16 protein-coding genes are annotated in these 17,167 nt (G+C 41.3%); 4 read left to right on the forward strand and 12 right to left on the reverse strand.

Annotated elements, in window-relative coordinates:
• Positions 1–111: 111 nt before the first annotated feature.
• Together NSQ49_RS06110 and NSQ49_RS06115 are read right to left on the reverse strand one after the other, a co-directional pair.
• Positions 112–1,101, reverse strand: a complete 990-nt coding sequence (locus NSQ49_RS06110; RefSeq protein ID WP_159866109.1) for a lipoate--protein ligase — start codon at positions 1,099–1,101, stop codon at positions 112–114.
• Positions 1,102–1,113: 12 nt separating this feature from the next.
• Entirely contained in the window at positions 1,114–1,848 is a 735-nt protein-coding gene (locus NSQ49_RS06115; RefSeq protein WP_159866107.1) for an MBL fold metallo-hydrolase, read from the reverse strand.
• 431 nt (positions 1,849–2,279) lie between these two features.
• Between NSQ49_RS06115 and yhfH the strand changes: the two genes are divergently transcribed.
• Positions 2,280–2,414 carry a protein YhfH gene (gene yhfH / locus NSQ49_RS06120; RefSeq protein WP_076261153.1) on the forward strand — a complete coding sequence of 45 codons (135 nt, stop codon included), beginning with the start codon at positions 2,280–2,282 and terminating at the stop codon, positions 2,412–2,414.
• A gap of 52 nt (positions 2,415–2,466) precedes the next feature.
• On the opposite strand, the gene NSQ49_RS06125 is transcribed toward yhfH, so the two are convergent.
• From NSQ49_RS06125 to hemE, 5 genes are all read right to left on the reverse strand, one after another.
• Positions 2,467–4,635, reverse strand: a complete 2,169-nt coding sequence (locus tag NSQ49_RS06125) for a YhgE/Pip family protein (protein ID WP_251284026.1) — start codon at positions 4,633–4,635, stop codon at positions 2,467–2,469.
• Positions 4,636–4,707: 72 nt separating this feature from the next.
• The gene (locus tag NSQ49_RS06130) at positions 4,708–5,280 is read right to left on the reverse strand and encodes a TetR/AcrR family transcriptional regulator (RefSeq protein ID WP_159866103.1); all 573 of its coding nucleotides are present in this window, start codon (positions 5,278–5,280) and stop codon (positions 4,708–4,710) included.
• A 114-nt stretch (positions 5,281–5,394) separates the two neighbouring features.
• The gene (hemY, locus tag NSQ49_RS06135; RefSeq protein ID WP_159866101.1) at positions 5,395–6,831 is read right to left on the reverse strand and encodes a protoporphyrinogen oxidase; all 1,437 of its coding nucleotides are present in this window, start codon (positions 6,829–6,831) and stop codon (positions 5,395–5,397) included.
• A gap of 88 nt (positions 6,832–6,919) precedes the next feature.
• The gene (gene hemH, locus NSQ49_RS06140; protein WP_159866099.1) at positions 6,920–7,852 is read right to left on the reverse strand and encodes a ferrochelatase; all 933 of its coding nucleotides are present in this window, start codon (positions 7,850–7,852) and stop codon (positions 6,920–6,922) included.
• Between the two features lie 126 nt (positions 7,853–7,978).
• The gene (gene hemE, locus NSQ49_RS06145) at positions 7,979–9,025 is read right to left on the reverse strand and encodes a uroporphyrinogen decarboxylase (RefSeq protein WP_251284027.1); all 1,047 of its coding nucleotides are present in this window, start codon (positions 9,023–9,025) and stop codon (positions 7,979–7,981) included.
• A 434-nt stretch (positions 9,026–9,459) separates the two neighbouring features.
• Here hemE and NSQ49_RS06150 point away from each other — a divergent pair, with 434 nt between their 5' ends.
• Positions 9,460–9,969, forward strand: a complete 510-nt coding sequence (locus NSQ49_RS06150) for an antibiotic biosynthesis monooxygenase family protein (protein ID WP_159866093.1) — start codon at positions 9,460–9,462, stop codon at positions 9,967–9,969.
• Positions 9,970–10,041: 72 nt separating this feature from the next.
• Here NSQ49_RS06150 and NSQ49_RS06155 read toward each other — a convergent pair whose 3' ends face one another.
• The 3 genes from NSQ49_RS06155 to liaF are packed head-to-tail and all read right to left on the reverse strand — an operon-like array spanning position 10,042 to position 12,563.
• Entirely contained in the window at positions 10,042–10,689 is a 648-nt protein-coding gene (locus tag NSQ49_RS06155; RefSeq protein ID WP_159866090.1) for a response regulator transcription factor, read from the reverse strand.
• Positions 10,686–11,729 carry a sensor histidine kinase gene (locus tag NSQ49_RS06160; RefSeq protein WP_251284028.1) on the reverse strand — a complete coding sequence of 348 codons (1,044 nt, stop codon included), beginning with the start codon at positions 11,727–11,729 and terminating at the stop codon, positions 10,686–10,688. Before NSQ49_RS06160 ends, NSQ49_RS06155 begins: the two co-directional genes overlap by 4 nt.
• 9 nt (positions 11,730–11,738) lie before the next feature.
• Positions 11,739–12,563, reverse strand: coding sequence for a cell wall-active antibiotics response protein LiaF (gene liaF, locus NSQ49_RS06165; RefSeq protein ID WP_159866084.1), 825 nt, complete (start codon positions 12,561–12,563; stop codon positions 11,739–11,741).
• Between the two features lie 249 nt (positions 12,564–12,812).
• Here liaF and NSQ49_RS06170 point away from each other — a divergent pair, with 249 nt between their 5' ends.
• A complete protein-coding gene (locus NSQ49_RS06170) occupies positions 12,813–14,219 on the forward strand; it encodes a hypothetical protein (RefSeq protein WP_251284029.1) in 1,407 nt (468 codons plus the stop codon).
• A 39-nt stretch (positions 14,220–14,258) separates the two neighbouring features.
• Here the strand turns inward: NSQ49_RS06170 and NSQ49_RS06175 are convergent, their stop codons facing one another.
• The gene (locus NSQ49_RS06175; protein ID WP_159866078.1) at positions 14,259–14,921 is read right to left on the reverse strand and encodes a phosphatase PAP2 family protein; all 663 of its coding nucleotides are present in this window, start codon (positions 14,919–14,921) and stop codon (positions 14,259–14,261) included.
• Between the two features lie 152 nt (positions 14,922–15,073).
• On the opposite strand from NSQ49_RS06175, the gene NSQ49_RS06180 reads away from it, so the two are divergent.
• Positions 15,074–16,282: a M20 family metallopeptidase gene (locus tag NSQ49_RS06180; protein WP_159866075.1), complete on the forward strand. Its 1,209-nt coding sequence runs from the start codon at positions 15,074–15,076 to the stop codon at positions 16,280–16,282.
• Between the two features lie 122 nt (positions 16,283–16,404).
• Here NSQ49_RS06180 and NSQ49_RS06185 read toward each other — a convergent pair whose 3' ends face one another.
• Positions 16,405–17,130, reverse strand: a complete 726-nt coding sequence (locus NSQ49_RS06185) for an EcsC family protein (RefSeq protein WP_159866072.1) — start codon at positions 17,128–17,130, stop codon at positions 16,405–16,407.
• Positions 17,131–17,167 lie beyond the last annotated feature (37 nt).

The following is a 17,167-nucleotide window of genomic DNA, read 5'->3' on the forward strand; positions in this document are numbered from 1 at the left end:
TATTGAAAGAAATTTTTGTATTCAAGTAGGAAAGCGAATCTTTTTACAGGCAAACTGCTCCACAAAACTTATACGAATAAGAAAAGCCGGCATTATGCCAGCTCTCAATCGTTAATACACCAGGTTGATAAATTCTTCTTTAGTCACATTTCCGAAGTAATGCTTAACTTCCACTCCTTCAAGAGCCTTTTCAATCTCTGACTTTTCATAGCGGATTCCTGTTAGCTTGTTTTCAATTTCACTAACATCACCAACCCCAAAGAAGTCTCCATATATTTTGCATCCCTCAATTTTTCCTTTGGTGACATTTAGTCTGATATCAATTTGCCCTACAGGGAAGCGATGAGAATGCTGAAGATCAAATTTAGGCGATCTTCCATAATTCCAATCCCAGTTTTGATAGCGCTCCCTGGACAGCTGATGAATCTTTTCCCAATCTTCATCCGTAAGCTTGTACTCAGGAATTTCATCTAAATCCCCAAAAATATTCTTTAGCAGTAAAGAGCGAAATTCTTCAACAGTGATTTTTTCATCCAGAAACTCCGAAATATTAGCAACCCGGCTTCGAATTGATTTAATGCCCTTTGATTCAATTTTATCCTTCTTTACCTTTAACGCTGAAACTACACTTTCTATTTCGGAATCAAACAAAAGGGTACCATGGCTAAACATTCTCCCTTTAGTGGAAAACTGGGCATTCCCCGATATTTTTCTGCCTTCTGCCATCAAATCATTCCGGCCGCTTAATTCAGCATTCACACCAAGCTTCTGCAAAGCTTCTGTAACTGGCTCGGTAAATTTTCGGAAGTTATGAAAGCTATCACCATCATCTTTTGTAATAAAGCTGAAGTTCAAATTGCCTAAATCATGATAAACAGCCCCGCCACCAGATAGCCTTCTGACAACATGGATGCCATTATTCTCAACGTACTCCGTATTTATCTCTTCCACTGTATTCTGGTTTTTCCCGATAATAATGGAGGGTTCATTAATATAAAATAGCAAATAAGTTTCTTCTATATCAAGATTTTTTAATGCATATTCCTCAATTGCAAGGTTAATTCTGGGATCTGTGATTCCCTGGTTGTCGATAAAAAGCATATGTTTTCCTCCTTAAAAAATATGGGACCATTGATAATCCGCTAAAGAAATTGGACCGGCATATTTAGTAGATGCCTCTTCCTTCAGCTTTCGCACTTCACCATAATGAGGCAAATGAGTCAGCAGCAAATTTTTCACCTTTGCAATGCTTGCCAATGTTCCAGCATCCAAGCTTGTCATGTGCCCTGCGTTCTTCCCGTTTTGATGACCATAAAAATTACACTCGCATATTAATAGATCTGCATTTTCGCTAAATGCCTCCAGCTCTTTCTTATAAGAGGTATCTGCCGTGTAAATAACGGAACTGCCGTCTGCTTCAATTCTCATTGCATAGCATGGCACAGGATGATTGGTTTTCAAAAAGCGAATTTGAAACGGTCCTGCTGTGAGAATTGCTTCAGGATCATAGGCGACACCTTTAGTAATATCCTTGTATGTAAGCTTGGCAAATTCGGGCTGGTCGAAAGAATGTCCGTAAATCGGCAGAGTATCTGTTTTTCTGCCCAAGAACCCCTGAATGAGCCTGGCATGCTGCAGTACTCCTATATCTGCAATATGATCTGGATGGTAATGCGATATAACCACCGCGTCTAACTCTTCTGGCTGAATAAAATTCTGCATTTTCGAAAGCACTCCGCTTCCGCAGTCGACCAGCAAATGAAAGCCTTCATGCTCGAGCAAATACCCGGAACTTGCCCCATCAGCTTTAGGGTAACCTCCCCAGCTGCCAATTACAGTTAACTTCATCACAAATTCCTCCTAATTAGAAAAGTGAATGCCGTCTGAAGCTATTACAGATAAATAACATCAGAATTTATGGGCTATATAGAATGAATGCTGTTTTTGCAAAGTTTGTTGCTTTTATAATTTATTTACTGAGTTGATTGCAGCGGAAGTTGCGAAACACCGTTGGAGCAGCTTCTAGCGGAAATCAATAGATAACATCGATAGCCGAAAAAACAGCAGTTTATTCGAAAAGAGCCTAAAAGAAAGCATAAACGGATTCGCTATAACTGGATAACCTGGCTTTCCTATGTCCAATATACTAGATTATGCCTATTTTTTCACTTTTTTAAAATTGTATTGAAACAGACGTTGACATAAAAACGCTGTTATAATACAATAGATTTAAATAATCGAACTATTTAGAACAAAAACACAAATTAGGAGGCTTCAACATGATTCAAAACATTATGGAGTTTTTCAGAAACCTGCCGGCAAAACAATGTTCAGAATGCGGGAAGTCAATCGAAGAGCAGCATGAATGCTACGGAAACAAGTGTGAAAAATGCATGGGAATGACAGATTTATAGAATAATATATTTAAAGCCAGCCCTGCAGGGCTGGCTTTGCTTTTACCTATAATCAATTTTGCTGCTCAAAAGCAGCTGCAAATCTCTTTTTGTGCATGGCAATAAAGTATATAAAGGATCCTGCAATAAACAAGGCTCCGAAGCTCAGGAGAATCACCGCATTTTCCCACATAAAATCAAAATTGCCGCTTGAAATAACTGCCTTAAAACCGGAAACAGAATAGGTCATTGGCAAATATGAACTGATTGGCTGCAGTGCATTAGGAATCAGCTCAAGCGGAAAAGTACCGGCACTTGTTGTCAGCTGGAGTATTAATATAATAATCGCAGCAAACCTGCCCGGATCACCCATGGCAGTGACAAAAAATTGAATAAGCGCTATGAAAGTCAGGCTGGTTAGGATAGTAAACAGAAGAAACAATGGTACACTCTGCACTTCCAGGCCTAGTCCCAGTAATAGTATCATCGCTGCAATGAGCCCCTGAATAATGCCTATTCCTGCTAAAACTCCAAACTTGCTTGCAAACCAGCTGAATCCTGAGCGTGGAACGCCAGCCGGTTCTCTAAGCGGGAAAACAATAGAAAGCAGCAGAGCTCCAACAAATAGACCAAGAGACAGAAAATATGGTGCAAACCCCGTACCGTAGTTTGGAACTTCTGTAATCTTCTCATTATCTATTTCTACCGGATTTGCCATCATATTAAAAGTTTTATCGCTGGCATATACTGATGATGCATTTTCAGCGCCATCCGCTAATTTATTGGCTAATTCAGACGAACCTTCATAAATTTGTGAATTACCCTCAGCAACCTTACCTGCACCATCTTCAAGCTGTTTCGTGCCATCTGCAAATGCTGCTGAACCTTGTGTCAGTTTGCCAAGACCGCCTGACAAATCTGATGCACCTCCTGCAAGCCTGTCAGCTCCTGCCTGTGCTTCACCAAACTTCTGAGCAAATGTTTCCATTCCGGAACTGAAATCTTTATGGCCCTGTACCAGCTGAATAGAGCCTTTTTCGAGCTCGGATGTTCCTTGGGCAAGCTGATTTATTCCTTGCTGGAGCTGCATTTGTCCTGCATTTAGCTGACCTATTTTTTGGGACAGTCCGGCTCCGCCAGCAGATAGTTTACCGGCTGATTCGGCAAGCTGGGCTGATCCAGTCTTCAGCTGTGCAAGAACAGTCTGAAGTTCAGCCTTTTCAGGAGAACCTTCTGGAAGCTGTGATAAAATGCCCTGCAGCTTTTGTTCTAAAAGGGCAGTGCCTCCGCTGAGTTTTTGTGCTTCCGCTTGCCATTGCTCAAGTGATGAAGATAATGTATTTGCTCCATTTTCTAGCTGTTTGGTTCCATCAATCATACCTGGAAGTTTTTCTTTTACCATTAAAGTTCCTTCTTTTGTTTGTGTAACACCAGCAGAGAGGTTTTCACTTCCAGATTTAAGCTGATCAGACGCATTACTCAATTCCGACTGGGCTGCAGCCAGCTTGCCTAAACCTTCTGAAAGAGATTTAGCTCCTTTTGCCATTTCTTCAGAGCCTTTGCTTGCTGAGCTTACACCGTTATTGAACTCAATCGATTTATCGGCTAAAAGCTCAAGCTTCTCATGCAAGGTTCTGGAACCGTCCTTAAGATCAGCTGCTCCTTCACTGATTTGAAGGGCACCATCACTAGCCTGCCCAATGCCATCTGCCAATTCCCCTATTTTATCAAACATTGTTTCGGCATATGTCTCCGTTACTTTTTCTGATAGAGACGCTTTTATTCTTTCTATAGCTGTTTCTCCAATTTGAGCTGATAGAAAATTGTAGCTCTCATTGGGAACATAGATCAAATTCATTTTTTGCGGGTTGTCTTCCAGCAGAGTTGTTGCATTCTTGGAAAAGTTCTTAGGAATTTCAACCAGCATATAGTATTGCTGATCATTTAGATCCTTGTATGCTTCTCCTTTTTCAACAAATTGAAAATTAAAGTCCTTGCTTTCCATTAACTTATCAACAAGGTCATTGCCCAGCTGCAATTCATTTCCTTCCAGTACAGCACCTGCATCTTCATTAACAATGGCAACCGGAAGGTCATTTAATTGATCGTATGGATCCCAGAATGCCCACAGAAACATTCCGCTGTATAAAACCGGAATAAACATCACTGCGATAATCGGAATCAGCAGCTTTTTGTTTTTTATAATAGCTGATAACTCCCTAAATAAAAGTTTGTTTTTCATTGTAAATCCCTCCAAATTACTATATGACTATTATTCTCATTTGGTCATTTTTCTGAAAAAATAGAGGACTATCTAGTTCGATAATCCTTTCATAATGTATTGCTCAAACAGAAGTGCTATTTTTTCTTTTTCCAAAGGTTCATGACGCTGTTCCCAATCAAAAATAAGAGCAATATACAGCTTAAGCATGACAAAGGAAGTCAATTCCGGGTCGCATTCCCGGATTTCTCCTCTTTCAATGGCAAGCGTAACTTTGTCTTTTACATACTTGATTATCGCATCCTCCAATTTCCCAATTACATCTGTAACAGCAGGAGTGCCCATTTCCTTCGCTTCCTGGAAAAGCTTAATTGTCAGCTGATGCTTCATGCGAAATTCAAGTATTTTATACAATCCCCGATGAACATTTTTATGAAAGGGCAAAGAAGGATCCAGCGCTTCATCTGCTGCACTTTTCATTTCTTTAATGAGCGTTTGGATAATTTCATCAAACAGCTCTTCCTTATTTTTAAAGAAATTATAAATAGTGCCTTTCCCAACATTTGCAAGCTTTGCAACCTGATCCATAGTGGTTGCTTTGTATCCAAAAAGAGAAAATGATTTTGTGGCTGCTTCAAGAATTTGCTGCTTCCGATCTGCTGACATATACTCACCTCTTAATAATGACTAAATGAACAATTTGGTCATTAGTACAAAAAGTAATTTATCATACTCTGTTTTAAAAAGCAACCTGAATTAAATGGCCAATTTAAAAAGCTGTCACACACGGACAGCTTTTAGCTTATTGCTTTGCAAGTATTCTAATATATTTGTAGCTGCCTCTTCTGCCTGGTCTATGCAGTCAGGGACACCAAGACCATCAAATGAACTTCCTGCCAGAAAAATGCCCGGCAGCTTATCCTGCGCCTGTTTCTTTGCTAATCGGACGCGCTCTCTATGTCCAACAGTATACTGAGGCATTGAATCCTTCCATCTCGTTACATAACTAAAATCAGGATTCATTGTAATATTCATGGTTTTATTTAAGTCATCAAGCACAACTTTAACAATTTGATCATCTGACAGATCCACAACTGCTTCATCGCCATCTTTGCCAACGTAACAGCGCAGAAGCACTTTTCCTTTTGGGGTAGAGTGAGGCCATTTCTTATGTGTCCAGGTACAGGCAGTAATGGTGTAATCACTGTGACGTGAGACAACAAATCCTGTTCCGTCTATATCCCTTTCAATCGCTTCCTCCGGAAAAGCAAGAGCTACGGTTGCTACTGAAGTGGAAGGCATTTCTTTAAACTGCTCAAAAAGTCCCCAGCCGGAGAAAATGCTGCACAAAGAATGGTGGGGAACAGACATAACCAGGCAATCTGCCTTAAGCTTTTCTCCTCCATTCATTTCAACGGTATAGCTTTCGCCATTCTTAATAACCGATTCTATGCGATGGCCCTTCAGTACAGTCCCGGGTTCAAGCTTGCTCTCAAGAGCATCGACAAGTGATTGAAGCCCGGATTTGAAAGTAAGAAACATTCCTTCTTTGCTCTTGCTGTTTCCAGGTTTCGGGCGAGGGCCTGCAGCCTTCTTCATTCCCAGAATTAAACTTCTATACTTCTGCTCAACCTGATAAAACTGCGGGAAAGTGGCCATAAGGCTCAATTGATCAATATCGCCTGCATATATGCCAGAGAGAAGCGGTTCAATCAAGTTATCGACAACTTCGTCACCAAGCCTTCTTCTAAAAAAGGCACCGAGAGACTGATCAGTGGAAGGATTGGAGCGCGGCAGCACAAAATCCGCCGCAGCCCTTGCCTTTCCTGCGGGAGAGAATAAGCCCGTTGTAATAAAGGGAGCAATTTGTGTCGGGATGCCCATGATGGATCCGCCAGGCATTGGATATAAACGCTGCCTGACGAGCACATAGGACTTGCCGGATGTATTTCTCACAAGTTCCTTTTCCAGGCCTGCTTCCCTTGCAAGACGCGATGCACTTTGCTTACGGGCCAAAAAGGAATCCGGGCCTTTTTCAATCACAAAACCGTCTCGTATTATCGTTTGAATCTTGCCGCCAAGTCGATGTGATGCCTCTATGAGCTTAACATCCAAAGCCAGGCCTTTTACTTTAGCTTCCTTCTGCAGATAGTATGCTGCAGCAAGACCCGTAATTCCTCCTCCGGCTACAATAACTTTCTGTTTCTCTCCCTGCACGGTAAATCGCCTTCTTTTCTAATTTTTTGCCCGATTGGTTCAGCTAACACTCAGTGGCGGGATAGCCACCACTGAGTGATGCTTCACTTTATCTATTAAGCAATTTAAAAATGGCATCTGCCATGGCATCAATGAACTCAGGCTGAGAATTTGGCATTTCAGGGCGGTAATAGCTTGCTTTCAGCTCATCAGTGACGACTTTGCATTCAAAGTCGTTATCGTAGAGCACTTCAAGATGATCTGACACAAAGCCTACTGGTGTGTAAACAAATGCCTTGTAGCCTTTATTTTCATATAGATTTCTAGTTAAATCCTGCACATCAGGCCCAAGCCATGGCTCAGGTGTGTTTCCTGCACTTTGCCAGCCGACAGCATAATTTTTGACACCTGCCTGTTCTGCTATGAGGTCAGCTGTTTCCTGGAGCTGATGCGGATATGGATCTCCTGACTGCAGAATCTTTTCGGGCAAACTATGTGCTGAAACAATTAACACTGCTGATTGTTTTTCGTCAGCAGGCATTTTAGCAAAGGTTTCCTTTACCCGATCAGCCCAATATTTAATAAACTTAGGCTCTTTGTACCAGCTTTCAACAGATTTTATTTCAGGACCGCCAAGCTTTTCGGCTTCTTCTTTAGCTCTGCCATTATATGATTTTACGCTGAAAGTTGAAAAATGTGGTGCAAGAACAATGCTGACAGCTTCCTCAATCCCATCCTCATGCATTTGTTTAACCGCATCTTCTATGAAAGGTTCAATATGCTTTAATCCAATATACATTTTGAATTCATACACATCCTGAATCTCATTTAAATGCTGTTCAAGTTTTTCAGCCTGATCTTTAGTAATTTCCGCAAGCGGCGATATTCCGCCAATCGCTTCATACCTGCTTCTTAAATCCTCAAGCATTTCCTCAGATGGCTTTCTTCCCCTGCGGATATGTGTATAGTAACGCTCAATGTCTTCTTCCTTATAGGGAGTTCCATAAGCCATTACAAGTAAACCCATTCTCTTCTTACTCATGTCATCCACCTCAATTTCTTACTGTCTCCAGTTTTTATTGTGCCAAAGAACATATCTTTTACCAAAACTAAATGCTCAGGAGCAATATACAAGTGCAGCATGCTCTCGCTTAAAATAAGCGGGAAGCTACCTGCTTAATTTAGAAGCGGAATATTCATGAATAAAAGCAGTTAATTTCTTTAATGTGTCTGGGTTGACCTCCGGAAAAACACCATGCCCAAGGTTAAATATATAACCCGGCTGAGCCATGCCCTGATCAAGAATTGCTTTTGCTTTTTCCTCAATAACCTCCCAAGGGGCAAGAAGAATTGCAGGGTCAAGATTGCCCTGAACAGTTTTGGTGATTCCATTTTCCCTTGCCTCCTGAATTGGAAGTCTCCAATCAAGCCCCACTACATCCAGCGGCAGATCGTGCCACTCCAAAGCCAGATGGCTTGCGCCTACACCGAACATAATCAGCGGAACATTCTCTTCTTTTAAGGCAGAGAATATACGATTCATTACAGGCTTAATAAAATAGCGGTAATCCTCTACGTTTAGTGCTCCAACCCATGAATCGAAAATTTGGATGGCTTTTGCACCAGCTTTAACCTGGGATTTCACATATGTAATAGTCATTTCCCCAAGCTTATCCATTAAAGCAAACCAGGCTTTAGGTTCTGCATACATGAAGGCTTTTGTTTTATTGTAATTCTTTGATGGTCCGCCTTCAATCATGTAACTTGCAAGAGTAAATGGAGCTCCTGCAAAACCGATCAGAGGAACATTCAGCTGCTCTTGAGTAAGAAGCTTAATAGTATCCAGGACATAAGGAACGTCCTCTTCCGGATTGATTTCGCCGAGTTTCTCAACATCTGCTTTGGAACGGATTGGATTTGATATAACAGGGCCAATTCCAGATTTAATTTCCACATCCACCCCAATGGCAGGAAGCGGAGACATAATGTCCTTATAAAGAATGGCAGCATCATTGTTATATTGCTCTACCGGAAGCCTTGTTACATAAGCACAAAGTTCTGGCTGATGCGTAATTTCAAATAGGGAGTATTTTTCTTTAATTGCTCTATACTCAGGCTGCGAGCGTCCAGCCTGGCGCATATACCATACAGGAACATAATCTGTATGTTCTCCCCTTGCTGCCTTCAGAAATGTATCATTAAATGAGTTAGTCATTAAATATTATCCACCTTTCAAGACTTGTCTGCGTATTATTGTAATATATATGTAACCAAATTAGAAATTTCGAATCTCTATCCTTTATGACTATATCCTTTTTTCTCTGTTTTTGTATAGATTTGAATGCCAAATGTCAAAAAATTGACGTTTTTAATTGTCTAAATAAGGGGAAATTGGAGATGTAGCGATAGGCCCTTTTGTATAAAACGATTTTTTCACCTATTAATGTTGCCCATTGATTGCAGCGAAGTGATGCTCACTTCAATCAACTCTATAAATTAAGATGCAAAAACCAGAAAAACATTCGAAAACTGCCTAAGAATGTCAACACAAATTAAATATAATTTAAAAAAGCAGAGCTAATAACTTAGGTTTATTAAAATTTAGCCCCAAAGATAAAATATAAAACTAATTTAAGTGGAGTGATAAAAATGAAGATATATATGGCCAGAGGAACTTATGATTACTTGAAGAGTATTGAGGAAAAGCACCCTGAAGAAATCATGGTTACAATGCAGAATACTGATAGTGCCTTATTAATTCATGAAACTTCAGGATCCTCTGTATTTAAAGAACCCCGTTCCTATGACGTCATTGATTCGTCCGGAACATTCACTGATGCAGGATTTGCAGTCCTGAACAATATACCTGTTACAGATGAAGGCAGACCACTTTTTGAGCACCGGTTTAAGAACAGGGCCGGACTGATCGAAAAGGAACCCGGTTTTGCAGCAATCCGGGTTTTGCGGCCACTTGAATCAAACACCTACATCATTCTAACATTATGGCGCGATGAAAAATCCTATAAAAACTGGCAGAATTCCAATGCATATGAAAAAGCCCATGAAAAGCGCGGAACAGAAAGCGGCATTGATAAGACACCGAATATCTTCTCCAGTCCTTCGTATGTAACCCAATATTATATCCCTGCAGAAGAATGATAAGAAACGCGATGGAGATAGCAATTACCGGAGTTCCATCTTACCTTGTAAAAAAGGGTGAGCCCTTATAGCTCACCTTTTTTTCGCCTGCTTTTTTATGATTCCATTTCGGTTGGCATAGACGGCTGCCTGTGTACGGTCAGTAACACCCAGTTTGCTGAGGATATTGCTTACGTGGGTTTTGACTGTTTTGATGCCAATGAACAATTCTTCGCTGATTTCCTGGTTTGTCATCCCTTCCCCAATGCAGAGCAGGACATCAAACTCCCTTTCAGTTAAATCGTCATGAGGCTTCCTTTCTTTTTCCCTGAAACGGCTTACCATTTTTCCGGCAACCTTTGATTCAATGACAGGTTCACCCAGTGCAGCTTTCTTAATGGCATTTACAACTTCAACAGCATTGGCCGTTTTCAGCATATAGCTGAAGGCACCCGCTTCAATGGCCGGGAAAACTTGTTCATCGTCGTAAAAGCTGGTTATGATAATAATCCTGCATTCGGGAAAGCTTTTCAAAATCTCCCTTGTTGCTTCAATTCCATTCCCGTTTTCCATCAGGAGATCCATTAATACGATATCCGGCCGCTCTTTCAGTACAAGCTTTACAGCTTCATTTCCACTGCCTGCTTCCCCAATAACCTCTATGCCAGATTCAGTTGCCAAATAAGAAATAATTCCCCTTCTTACCATTTCATGATCATCCACAACTGCTACCCTGATCATTTCAGCTTCTCCCCTTTTGCCGGAATTTTTATATCTATATAAGTACCTTCGTTTTCCTTGGATCGGACTTTGAATATTCCGCCAACTTCCTCGCAGCGTTCCCTCATTGTTTTAAGCCCATAAGAAGTAATTCTCTCTTTATGAGGATTAAACCCTTTTCCATTATCTGCAATAAATAGATAGACGTAGTCTTCTTCTTCAGTTAAGGTTACTGTTATCTTTTCTGCTTCCGCATGACGGAGCACATTAGATAAAGCCTCCTGGACAATCCGGAACAAATGCTCTTCTGCAGCTTTTGAAAGGTTCTCAATTTCATCAATGCTTGCCTGAAATTCAATGTTTGTTTTTGCTTTTAACTCCTGTATCAGCTTAATAATTCCATCACATAGCCTGTCATTACTCAGCTGCACAGGCCTGAGATGGAGGAGAAGCGCTCTCATTTCTCCCTGGGCTTTCGCAGCGATTTCAGAGATTTCATTTAACTGCTCTCTTGCTTTATTACTATCTAAATCAAAAACCCTCAGGGCTGCTGAAGACATCATGCTTAATGCGAAAAGCTGCTGGCTTACCACATCATGCAGATCCCTGGCCAGGCGTTGTCTTTCTTCCATTACAGCTGCTGAATGGGCTGTTTGTGCCAGTGCAGACTTTTCATCAGCAAGCCGCTGCATGGAAAAAACCTGCTCCTGTATATTTTCGGCCAGCTGATTCAGTTCATCTGATATTAATCCTATTTCATCTTTTTCATAAGAACTCATCCGGTCGACATACTTGCCGCTCCTTAGTGTCGAAACAAATAATAAAATATCACCAAGCCGCCCTTTTATTAAGTAGCTGCCCTTGAGCCCAAAATAGGCACCCGTAAGCAGTAATACTGTTAAGACATACAAAAACAGCCAGAAGGTGCTTTTAATTGTCATTGGCGATTCAGAATTATAGAATAGATACACCTGCAATCCGACAAAAAAGATTAATGAACTTATAATGGCCATCATAATAAAGCTCTGGACAAACCAATACCTAATTCCGGTTTTCATCATCTTTTACCCCTATACCTTATCGATCCGAATGGATCCAATTTTTACTTGTACAGCGATTTTCAGCTTTCTTGATGCTTCATCATAACCAGGCGACTTATAACGAAGGCTGCGGTGGATATCACCTGTCTTTTGATCAAAAATGCGGATGTCTCCTATATTAATATTTGACTGGATCATCACCGGAATGTTTTCGGGAATGATCATTTTCACATCCCCAATCCACCCTCTCACAATGACTGGAGTCTCCTTCTCCGGGATAAAAGCTTTGCTGAAATCAATAAAATAATCACCGATCATCGTATATAAATCCATTGGCTCCAGAGACCAATTCGGCTGTTTAAAATCTACATCTCCAATTGAAAAGCCTCTTATATTTTTAAGTGGCTGAGGGCTTTCATATTTTGAGATATTAATAATTTTCTTCCCCTCTGAAACCTTGTCTTTCCCATAAATATCTGACGGAAAATCCTGCTCAAAGTGTATTTTTAAACGATCTTTTTTCAATAAAATATTAATCCCGATAAAAATAAGAAACAGGGGCCAGAGTTTCCAAATTTGCAAAAACCTGAATTCAATTACTCCGAACCGATCAAGGATTAATAGAGATGAAAATACGATTAGAAATAACCCGGGAAACATTCCGCTCCGGCTTTTATTCAGTATGTATGACAGCAGGTAATGACACCCTGCAGCCAGTAGGATAAAGGGGTAAATTACGACAAATACCTCTTTTATTTCCAAGGAAATGACACCTATGTTCATAAGAAGAAGCAAAACTCCAACAGCTGATAAAGTGATCGCGAAGATTATTTGATTAACTGACCTGTATCTCATAGGCTTCCCTTCCCTCTTTTCTCCCATCTTTTATTCGCTAATGCCGAAACATTTTCCTCCTGTACATTCATTTTATCAGTCAGCAATTATATGGAATCATTCCCCGGTGTGTTTCAGCCTCCTCCTCAGGACGGATTCAATTTATATCACCATTTATTTCTTTCCGTCATATTCTGTACTACATTCCGAATCGGGTGATTCGCCTAAATCGGCGCTTCTCTTATGGAATTTAGAAAGGGGGAAAACCAAGTGGGAGTTGAATTGACAGCCATCCATTGGATATATGTTCTTTTTATTCTCTTCATCATCGGCTTTATGGTTATGAAGAGAGATACAACGCTTGTCTGTATTGCGGGGATCTTTTTAATTGCCATTACGGCTACTGGCTCCTTAAGCGGTTCGATAAGCAGTATATTTACCAGTTTTATATTTGCGATAACAGAACTTCTTTCAACTATACTTGTTATTTCAATTATAGTCGCCATGAGCAGGACACTGACTACTACCGGAATTAATGATGTCATGATCTCTCCTTTTACCAGATTAATCAGAACACCAGCACTTGCCTACTGGACGATTGGGATATTGATGATGGTTATCTCCTGGTTTTTTTGGCCATCTCCTGCAGTTGCCTTAATGGGGGCAGTACTGCTCCCCGTAGCCATTCGGGTAGGATTACCTGCTTTGGGTGTAGCAATGGCCATGAACCTGTTCGGTCACGGAATCGCACTTTCCGGAGATTATATAATCCAGGCTGCACCGAAGTTAACAGCCGACGCAGCTGGTCTTCCTGTAGGCGAAGTCATATCAGCCAGTGTTCCGCTTGTTATTATTATGGGTGCAGTCACGACTATTACTGCTTTTTATCTTATCAAGAGAGATATGAAAAGCGGCAGGCTGACTGCAGATACGGGACTAACTGGGGAATCACCAGCTGAACTTCAGGAAGATGCCAGTCAAAAAAATCTGCTTTCACTTAAACAAAAGCGCTTTTTTGCATTATTGATTCCAATCTTATTTGCTGCTGATGTTGCAGCCATGTTTGCATTGGATCTTCAGGGGGGTGACGCAACTGCTTTGGTCGGCGGGACATCGATATTTATTCTTCTGCTGATTACGCTCGCTGCCCATCGTAATAAGGGCCTTGAAAAAACAACAGCATATCTGATTGAAGGCTTCCAGTTTGGATTTAGAGTATTTGGGCCTGTCATTCCAATTGCAGCTTTCTTTTATCTCGGGGATGCCGGATTTTCTCAGATGATAGGAGACTATCTGCCAAAGGACTCTCATGGAATCGTTAATGATCTTGGTGTGGGGCTGGCATCGGTTGTTCCTTTGAGCAAAGAGGTAGGCGCCTTAACGCTGACTGCCGTTGGAGCTATTACGGGGCTTGACGGATCCGGTTTTTCCGGCATCTCACTCGCTGGCTCCATTGCGAATCTATTTGCAACAGCTATCGGCACAGGTGCTGCAACCTTAACGGCTCTCGGGCAGGTAGCCGCCATCTGGGTTGGCGGTGGTACACTGGTTCCCTGGGCGCTTATTCCTGCAGCGGCAATCTGTAATGTAGATGCTTTTGAATTGGCCCGCAGGAACCTGCTTCCGGTCACAATCGGCTTAATTGTTACAACTATTGCAGCCATTTTCCTCATTTAAATGAGTAAAGAGACTATCGGGCGATAGTCTCTTTTGTTGTTATACTGATTCCTGCTCATATGAATTCCTTCTGAACATTGATTGTAATGCCGCGTATAGAAAAATTGACATGACAACCAAAATATAACCTCCTGCAAATCCGGCTGCAACATCAGATGGATAATGTACACCCAGCACAATCCTGCTGATTCCCATCAGAAAAATCCAAATGCCGGCTATAATCGCCGTGATCCATTTCGCTGACGAAGACTTCAGCTCATTAATAATAAAAAAGGCAATTAACGTATATAAAATCATCCCAATCATCGCGTGTCCGCTCGGAAAACTGAAACTCGCCACATCAACCAGATGCTCCTGTTTAGGGCGCGGCCTTCCAACAGCCTCTTTCACCCACTTATTTACTTCATTACCTGCTGCAACAGCAAAAACAAGAACTGTCATCCCTTCATAGTTCCTATACTTAAGCCAAAGCAGCAATAGGAATGCCAATGTAATAATCCCCACACCGATTTTACTCCCCATTTTGTCCAGGACTTCGAAAATAGGATGAGCACTTTCACCAAACAAACCTGGAAAGAATTTTGAAAAATAACGGTCAAAGCCTAGTGGTTGCCCGTTCGTAACGGCTACAAGAAAATAAAGAAAAACAATTGCGGATACAGCCAGAAAAAAGTATGCCCACTTAGATTTATGTATTTTCAACCTTACTGATACCTCCCCACTTTTTTCTTAACTTATAGTATTACCTCTTCTTCCCTTTTATTAGGTTTTGTTTGCAGATTAAACATTTTCCCCTTTATTCAATTAAAGAATGTTATAATAATGAAAAAATTACGTCGATAGGAGCGGGTAAAATGACTGAAACATTATTTAAAAAACTGGAAAGCTATTACGATGAAATGGTTTCCATTAGGCGCTATCTTCACCAAAACCCTGAACTATCCTTTAAGGAAGAAAAGACGGCTCACTATATCAAAACCTATTATGAAAATCTGGGAATAGAGGTTCGAGGGCATGTAGGGGGAAATGGAGTGGTTGCCAGGATTCATGGGAGTAAACCCGGAAAGACCATCGCTTTGAGAGCCGATTTTGATGCACTGCCTATCCAGGATGAAAAGGATGTCCCATATAAATCACTTGTACCCGGTGTTATGCATGCCTGTGGACATGATGGTCACACGGCCACATTACTTGTACTGGCGAAGGCGCTCAATGAACTTCGGGAAGATTTAGAAGGTACATATATCATGATTCATCAGCACGCCGAGGAATATGCCCCAGGCGGAGCGAAATCGATGATTGAAGATGGCTGCCTCGAAGGTGTCGATGCCATTTTTGGTACTCACCTATGGGCATCAGAACCAACAGGAAAAATTCAATATCGGGTTGGTCCATTTATGGCGGCGGCAGACAGGTTTGAAGTAACCATCCAAGGAAAAGGCGGGCATGGTGCACAGCCTCATAAAACTAAAGATGCGATTGTAACGGCTTCCCAGCTGGTAGTCAACCTTCAGCAAATCGTCAGCAGAAAAGTAAACCCAATTGACTCTGCAGTTGTAACAGTTGGATCCTTTGTGGCTGATAACGCATTTAATGTCATTGCAGATAGAGCAAAATTGATTGGTACTGTCCGCACATTTAATGAAGAAGTCCGCAATAATATTGAAGAGGAAATCGAGCGCATAGTCAAAGGTACATGCTATACAGCAGACAGTAATTATGAGTATCAGTTCCATAGAGGCTACCCTGCTGTTGTGAACCATAAAAGAGAAACCGAATACCTGGCTGAACTGGCAGGTGAAATTGGTGAAGTCAAATGGATAGAAGAGACAGACCCTGAAATGGGCGGTGAAGATTTCGCATACTATCTGCAGCATGTGAAAGGCACCTTTTTCTTTACCGGGGCAAGGCCTGAAGGTACATTAGAAAATTACCCGCATCATCATCCAAAATTTGATATCGATGAAAAAGCCATGTTAATCGCAGCCAAAACACTGGGAGCAGCAGCTTTAAATTATCACAGCTATCAGGAAAGCAAGGACTCTGTTGAAATAGGACAATAACCAGAGGCTTGAGAGTGTGCCGGGTGACTGGCCCATTTTATGGTCCTGCTTTATTAGCCGATTTAAGTTTAGCGTAATGAATCACATTTATCTCAAGCAAAATATTAAAAACAGCCCCAAGCCTAATCTGGCCTTGGGGCTGTTTTTAATATCCGCAGACGATAAGCATTTTTAGCGGTTTCTCCTAAGTGGTCAAGCAAATTATAGTTCGCATATGCCCCAACAGCAGCACCAATGCCCGGCACTAGCTGTAGCATTTTAACAAAATCAATATAATCCCGGTATTCCTGCTGAAATACCTTCCAATCCATATCAGCCAGTGCTTCTTTCCGCTCATCCCATTCTTCAATCAGCTTTAGTGTCTCTTTCCTTTTCTCATCACTGGAAAATGCAAGCTGAAAGACGTGCAGGAGAAACAGGCGCTCTTCATAATCATTAGTATCAAATCCATATATGGAGGCAGATTCAAAAAGAAATTTCATCTTAATGCTCAGCAGCAAGGGAAAATCAGCAAGACCCAGGAGTATTCCCCCTGCCCCGGTTCCGGCACCTTCAACAGCGGCTGTTTTGCGGTAGGCTGAAATCTTCTCTTCAAGCATGTGATCCATCATTTCCAGGCTGCGGCCGGAAGATTGGTTCTTTCTTGTAAATGCATTTGATCCAACCAATGTTGCCTTTACCATATTTTTTATGCTGTCTGTGATAATTTGATGAGCCTTTTCAGGTATGATACTATTCACCTTTGTTTGAGCTTTTTTTGAAAGGCGGTTTAGCAGACTGGATCGCTTGTTAATCCGTCTTTTCCATTCTTCAATCTCATAATATGCCTTTAATTCATAGTCCCTCATTTTTACAACCTGCCTTTTTTCAGGATGACTCTATATA

It is taken from the genome of Cytobacillus sp. FSL R5-0377 (genome assembly GCF_038004385.1).
Lineage (GTDB): Bacteria > Bacillota > Bacilli > Bacillales > Cytobacillaceae > Cytobacillus.

Coding starts and splice junctions, on each gene's coding strand:
- NSQ49_RS06160 (WP_251284028.1), bottom strand. CDS start 11,729: ATGATGAAAACCGGAATTAGGTATTGGTTTGTCCAGAGCTTTATTATG.
- NSQ49_RS06125 (WP_251284026.1), bottom strand. CDS start 4,635: ATGAAAAACAAACTTTTATTTAGGGAGTTATCAGCTATTATAAAAAAC.
- hemH (WP_159866099.1), bottom strand. CDS start 7,852: ATGAGTAAGAAGAGAATGGGTTTACTTGTAATGGCTTATGGAACTCCC.
- hemE (WP_251284027.1), bottom strand. CDS start 9,025: ATGACTAACTCATTTAATGATACATTTCTGAAGGCAGCAAGGGGAGAA.
- NSQ49_RS06180 (WP_159866075.1), top strand. CDS start 15,074: ATGACTGAAACATTATTTAAAAAACTGGAAAGCTATTACGATGAAATG.
- NSQ49_RS06130 (WP_159866103.1), bottom strand. CDS start 5,280: ATGTCAGCAGATCGGAAGCAGCAAATTCTTGAAGCAGCCACAAAATCA.
- NSQ49_RS06150 (WP_159866093.1), top strand. CDS start 9,460: ATGAAGATATATATGGCCAGAGGAACTTATGATTACTTGAAGAGTATT.
- NSQ49_RS06115 (WP_159866107.1), bottom strand. CDS start 1,848: ATGAAGTTAACTGTAATTGGCAGCTGGGGAGGTTACCCTAAAGCTGAT.
- NSQ49_RS06110 (WP_159866109.1), bottom strand. CDS start 1,101: ATGCTTTTTATCGACAACCAGGGAATCACAGATCCCAGAATTAACCTT.
- NSQ49_RS06155 (WP_159866090.1), bottom strand. CDS start 10,689: ATGATCAGGGTAGCAGTTGTGGATGATCATGAAATGGTAAGAAGGGGA.
- liaF (WP_159866084.1), bottom strand. CDS start 12,563: ATGAGATACAGGTCAGTTAATCAAATAATCTTCGCGATCACTTTATCA.
- yhfH (WP_076261153.1), top strand. CDS start 2,280: ATGATTCAAAACATTATGGAGTTTTTCAGAAACCTGCCGGCAAAACAA.
- NSQ49_RS06185 (WP_159866072.1), bottom strand. CDS start 17,130: ATGAGGGACTATGAATTAAAGGCATATTATGAGATTGAAGAATGGAAA.